This window comes from Phytohabitans sp. LJ34 (genome assembly GCF_052068095.1).
Taxonomy (GTDB): Bacteria; Actinomycetota; Actinomycetes; order Mycobacteriales; family Micromonosporaceae; genus Phytohabitans.
Genome location: NZ_JBQHDG010000055.1, coordinates 1 through 5388, shown reverse-complemented (window position 1 = coordinate 5388; position 5388 = coordinate 1). Strand labels below are relative to the sequence as shown.

The 5388-nt window shown below is 57.3% G+C and carries 3 rRNA genes; all 3 read left to right on the top strand.

From position 1 onward, the window contains the following. Positions 1–148: 148 nt before the first annotated feature. The 3 genes from ACTMTJ_RS45285 to rrf all read left to right on the top strand — a co-directional run bounded on the left by ACTMTJ_RS45285 (position 149) and on the right by rrf (position 5383). Positions 149–1664: ribosomal RNA gene (locus ACTMTJ_RS45285) — 16S ribosomal RNA — on the top strand. A gap of 410 nt (positions 1665–2074) precedes the next feature. Continuing rightward, positions 2075–5191, top strand: a 23S ribosomal RNA gene (locus tag ACTMTJ_RS45280). Between the two features lie 75 nt (positions 5192–5266). Then, positions 5267–5383 (top strand): 5S ribosomal RNA (rrf, locus tag ACTMTJ_RS45275). The 16S, 23S and 5S rRNA genes sit together here, the layout of an rRNA operon. Positions 5384–5388: the final 5 nt, after the last annotated feature.

Genomic DNA, 5388 nt, shown 5'->3' with positions numbered 1-5388 from the left:
TCGCGGTGTGTGTTTGTTCTTTGAGAACTCAACAGGGTGTTTGTATAAGCCAGTGCCAAGTTTGGTTTATTTTTCCCCGTCGGCATCTTTTGGGATGTTGGTGGAGATTCCTTTGGCAACTTTGTTGCCGGGACATTTCTTCAGGTTTTTGTTGGAGAGTTTGATCCTGGCTCAGGACGAACGCTGGCGGCGTGCTTAACACATGCAAGTCGAGCGGAAAGGCCCTTCGGGGTACTCGAGCGGCGAACGGGTGAGTAACACGTGAGTAACCTGCCCTTGGCTTTGGGATAACCCTCGGAAACGGGGGCTAATACCGGATATTCACTGTGGGTCGCATGGCCTGTGGTGGAAAGTTTTTCGGCTAGGGATGGGCTCGCGGCCTATCAGCTTGTTGGTGGGGTGATGGCCTACCAAGGCGACGACGGGTAGCCGGCCTGAGAGGGCGACCGGCCACACTGGGACTGAGACACGGCCCAGACTCCTACGGGAGGCAGCAGTGGGGAATATTGCACAATGGGCGGAAGCCTGATGCAGCGACGCCGCGTGAGGGATGACGGCCTTCGGGTTGTAAACCTCTTTCAGCAGGGACGAAGCGTGAGTGACGGTACCTGCAGAAGAAGCGCCGGCCAACTACGTGCCAGCAGCCGCGGTAAGACGTAGGGCGCGAGCGTTGTCCGGATTTATTGGGCGTAAAGAGCTCGTAGGCGGCTTGTCGCGTCGACTGTGAAATCCCGTGGCTCAACTGCGGGTCTGCAGTCGATACGGGCAGGCTAGAGTTCGGTAGGGGAGACTGGAATTCCTGGTGTAGCGGTGAAATGCGCAGATATCAGGAGGAACACCGGTGGCGAAGGCGGGTCTCTGGGCCGATACTGACGCTGAGGAGCGAAAGCGTGGGGAGCGAACAGGATTAGATACCCTGGTAGTCCACGCTGTAAACGTTGGGCGCTAGGTGTGGGGGGCCTCTCCGGTTCTCTGTGCCGCAGCTAACGCATTAAGCGCCCCGCCTGGGGAGTACGGCCGCAAGGCTAAAACTCAAAGGAATTGACGGGGGCCCGCACAAGCGGCGGAGCATGCGGATTAATTCGATGCAACGCGAAGAACCTTACCTGGGTTTGACATCACCGCAAAACCATCAGAGATGGTGGGTCCTTCGGGGGCGGTGACAGGTGGTGCATGGCTGTCGTCAGCTCGTGTCGTGAGATGTTGGGTTAAGTCCCGCAACGAGCGCAACCCTCGTTCGATGTTGCCAGCGGGTTATGCCGGGGACTCATCGAAGACTGCCGGGGTCAACTCGGAGGAAGGTGGGGATGACGTCAAGTCATCATGCCCCTTATGTCCAGGGCTTCACGCATGCTACAATGGCCGGTACAAAGGGCTGCGATACCGTGAGGTGGAGCGAATCCCAAAAAGCCGGTCTCAGTTCGGATCGGGGTCTGCAACTCGACCCCGTGAAGTCGGAGTCGCTAGTAATCGCAGATCAGCAACGCTGCGGTGAATACGTTCCCGGGCCTTGTACACACCGCCCGTCACGTCACGAAAGTCGGCAACACCCGAAGCCGGTGGCCCAACCCTTGTGGAGGGAGCCGTCGAAGGTGGGGCTGGCGATTGGGACGAAGTCGTAACAAGGTAGCCGTACCGGAAGGTGCGGCTGGATCACCTCCTTTCTAAGGAGCACCATTCCGCTGTAATGGCGGCATGGGGCCCGCATCACCCAATCGTGTGGTGGTGGGGTGCTCATTGGCGGAGACACTGGCGAACATTTTCTCTGGCAACGGCCAGCCTTTCCTAGTACTGCTGTCTTTGGGTGGCGTGGAACGGATGTTGGGTTGGTGCGGCTGGATGGAGATGGTGTAGACACCCTGTTGAGTCCTGAGAGAACAAACCACGCACCCCCTGAGGGGGTGGCCCCCGTTGGAGGGGGGTGGTTTGAGTCTCCGGGCAAAGTGAGCATGCCAGGCATGGCCTGCCCTGATATACCGGCTGTGGATGAAGAGTCTGTGGTGCTGGTGTTGGGGTGTGGGGTTGTGGGTTGGTTGTTTGTTGAGATTTGCATAGTGGACGCGAGCATCTTTGTGGTCAAGTTGTCAAGGGCGAACGGTGGATGCCTTGGCACCAGGAGCCGATGAAGGACGTGGGAGGCCGCGATAGGCCTGGGGGAGCTGTCAACCGAGCTGTGATCCCAGGGTGTCCGAATGGGGTAACCCGGCACCAGTTGTGTGGTGTCACCTGCATCTGAATGCATAGGGTGTAGGAGGGAACGCGGGGAAGTGAAACATCTCAGTACCCGCAGGAAGAGAAAACAATTGTGATTCCGTGAGTAGTGGCGAGCGAAAGCGGATGTAGGCTAAACCGGTTGCGTGTGATACCTGTCAGGGGTTGCGTGGTCGGGGTTGTGGGAGCCCATTGGACGTGCTGACACGCGTTCGAGGAGTTACAAAGCTTGTTGTTAGTTGAATGGTCTGGAAAGGCCGACCGTAGACGGTGATAGTCCGGTAGGCGAAAGCAGCGAGCCTTCTTTGGGTTTTCCCGAGTAGCGGCGCACTCGTGGAATGTGCCGTGAATCTGCCAGGACCACCTGGTAAGCCTGAATACTCCCTGGTGACCGATAGCGGACGAGTACCGTGAGGGAATGGTGAAAAGTACCCCGGGAGGGGAGTGAAATAGTACCTGAAACCGTTCGCCTACAATCCGTCGGAGCTGAGAGCCTTTGTGTTCGAGGTGACGGCGTGCCTTTTGAAGAATGAGCCTGCGAGTTAGTGGCATGTGGCGAGGTTAACCCGTGTGGGGTAGCCGTAGCGAAAGCGAGTCTGAAGAGGGCGTTGAGTCGCGTGTTCTAGACCCGAAGCGGAGTGATCTAGCCATGGGCAGGCTGAAGCGCGGGTAAGACCGTGTGGAGGGCCGAACCCACCAACGTTGAAAAGTTGGGGGATGACCTGTGGTTAGGGGTGAAAGGCCAATCAAACTCCGTGATAGCTGGTTCTCCCCGAAATGCATTTAGGTGCAGCGTTGCGTGTTTCTTGCCGGAGGTAGAGCACTGGATGGTCTAGGGGCCCTACAAGGTTACCGAAATCAGCTAAACTCCGAATGCCGGTAAGTGAGAGCGTGGCAGTGAGACTGCGGGGGATAAGCTTCGTAGTCGAGAGGGAAACAGCCCAGATCACCAGCTAAGGCCCCTAAGCGTGTGCTAAGTGGAAAAGGATGTGGGGTCGCTTAGACAACCAGGAGGTTGGCTTAGAAGCAGCCACCCTTTAAAGAGTGCGTAATAGCTCACTGGTCAAGTGGTTCCGCGCCGACAATGTAGCGGGGCTCAAGTACACCGCCGAAGCTGTGGCATTCACATATGTACCTGGCTGCGATTTTCGGATTGTGGTCTAGGTGTGTGGATGGGTAGGGGAGCGTCGTGCCACGAGTGAAGCAGCAGGGTGACCTAGTTGTGGACGTGGTACGAGTGAGAATGCAGGCATGAGTAGCGAAAGAAGGGTGAGAAACCCTTCCGCCGGATGACCAAGGGTTCCAGGGCCAGGTTATTCCGCCCTGGGTGAGTCGGGGCCTAAGGCGAGGCCGAGAGGCGTAGTCGATGGATAACGGGTTGATATTCCCGTACCCGCGAAGGAACGCCCATGACGAACCTTCCTGTGCTAACCGCCCGAGCCGGCTGCGACCTTCGGGTCAAGGTTGGTGAGCGTGGGAACCTGGGTGGTAGTAGTCAAGCGATGGGGTGACGCAGGAAGGTAGCTGAGCCCGGCCGGTGGTTGTGCCGGGGTAAGCGTGTAGGCCGGTGTGTAGGCAAATCCGCACACCATTAAGGCTGAGGCGTGATGCCGAGCCGATTCAGGTGAAGTCAGTGATCCTATGCTGCCGAGAAAAGCCTCTAGCGAGTTCCGAGCGGCCCGTACCCTAAACCGACACAGGTGGTCAGGTAGAGAATACCGAGGCGATCGGGTGAACTGTGGTTAAGGAACTCGGCAAATTGCCCCCGTAACTTAGGGAGAAGGGGGGCCGGACGCGTGAAGCCACTTGCTGGTGGAGCGTGGTATGGCCGCAGAGAGCAGGGGGAAGCGACTGTTTACTAAAAACACAGGTCCATGCGAAGTCGTAAGACGCTGTATATGGACTGACGCCTGCCCGGTGCTGGAACGTTAAGGGGACCGGTTAGTCTTTCGGGGCGAAGCTGAGAACTTAAGCGCCAGTAAACGGCGGTGGTAACTATAACCATCCTAAGGTAGCGAAATTCCTTGTCGGGTAAGTTCCGACCTGCACGAATGGCGTAACGACTTCCCCACTGTCTCAACCACAGGCCCGGCGAAATTGCATTACGAGTAAAGATGCTCGTTACGCGCGGCAGGACGGAAAGACCCCGGGACCTTTACTATAGCTTGACATTGGTATTCGGACTTGATTGTGTAGGATAGGTGGGAGCCTGTGAAGCTGGCACGCCAGTGTTGGTGGAGGCAATCTTGAAATACCACTCTGTTGGGTTTGGGTATCTAACTTTGGGCCCTGATCGGGTTCAGGGACAGTGTCTGGTGGGTAGTTTAACTGGGGCGGTTGCCTCCTAAAGGGTAACGGAGGCGCCCAAAGGTTCCCTCAGCCTGGTTGGCAATCAGGTGTTGAGTGTAAGTGCACAAGGGAGCTTGACTGTGAGACTGACGGGTCGAGCAGGGACGAAAGTCGGGACTAGTGATCCGGCACTTGCGTGTGGAAGCGGTGTCGCTCAACGGATAAAAGGTACCCCGGGGATAACAGGCTGATCTTCCCCAAGAGTCCATATCGACGGGATGGTTTGGCACCTCGATGTCGGCTCGTCGCATCCTGGGGCTGTAGCAGGTCCCAAGGGTTGGGCTGTTCGCCCATTAAAGCGGTACGCGAGCTGGGTTTAGAACGTCGTGAGACAGTTCGGTCCCTATCCGCCGTGCGCGTAGGATACTTGAGAAGGGCTGTCCCTAGTACGAGAGGACCGGGACGGACGAACCTCTGGTGTGCCAGTTGTCCCGCCAGGGGCACGGCTGGTTGGCTACGTTCGGAAGGGATAACCGCTGAAAGCATCTAAGCGGGAAGCCTGCTTCAAGATGAGGTATCCCACCCAGTGATGGGTTAAGGCCCCCAATAGACGATTGGGTTGATAGGCCAGAGCTGTAAGCCTGGTAACAGGTTGAGGTGACTGGTACTAATAGGCCGAGGACTTGACCTACAAAGCTGCTACGCGTCCACTATGCGAATCTGAACCAACAACCAACATGTGTTGGATTTGTTAGGTTTATAGTGTTACGGCGGTCATGGCGGAGGGGAAACGCCCGGACACATTCCGAACCCGGAAGCTAAGCCTTCCAGCGCCGATGGTACTGCACCCGGGAGGGTGTGGGAGAGTAGGACACCGCCGGACTTCTT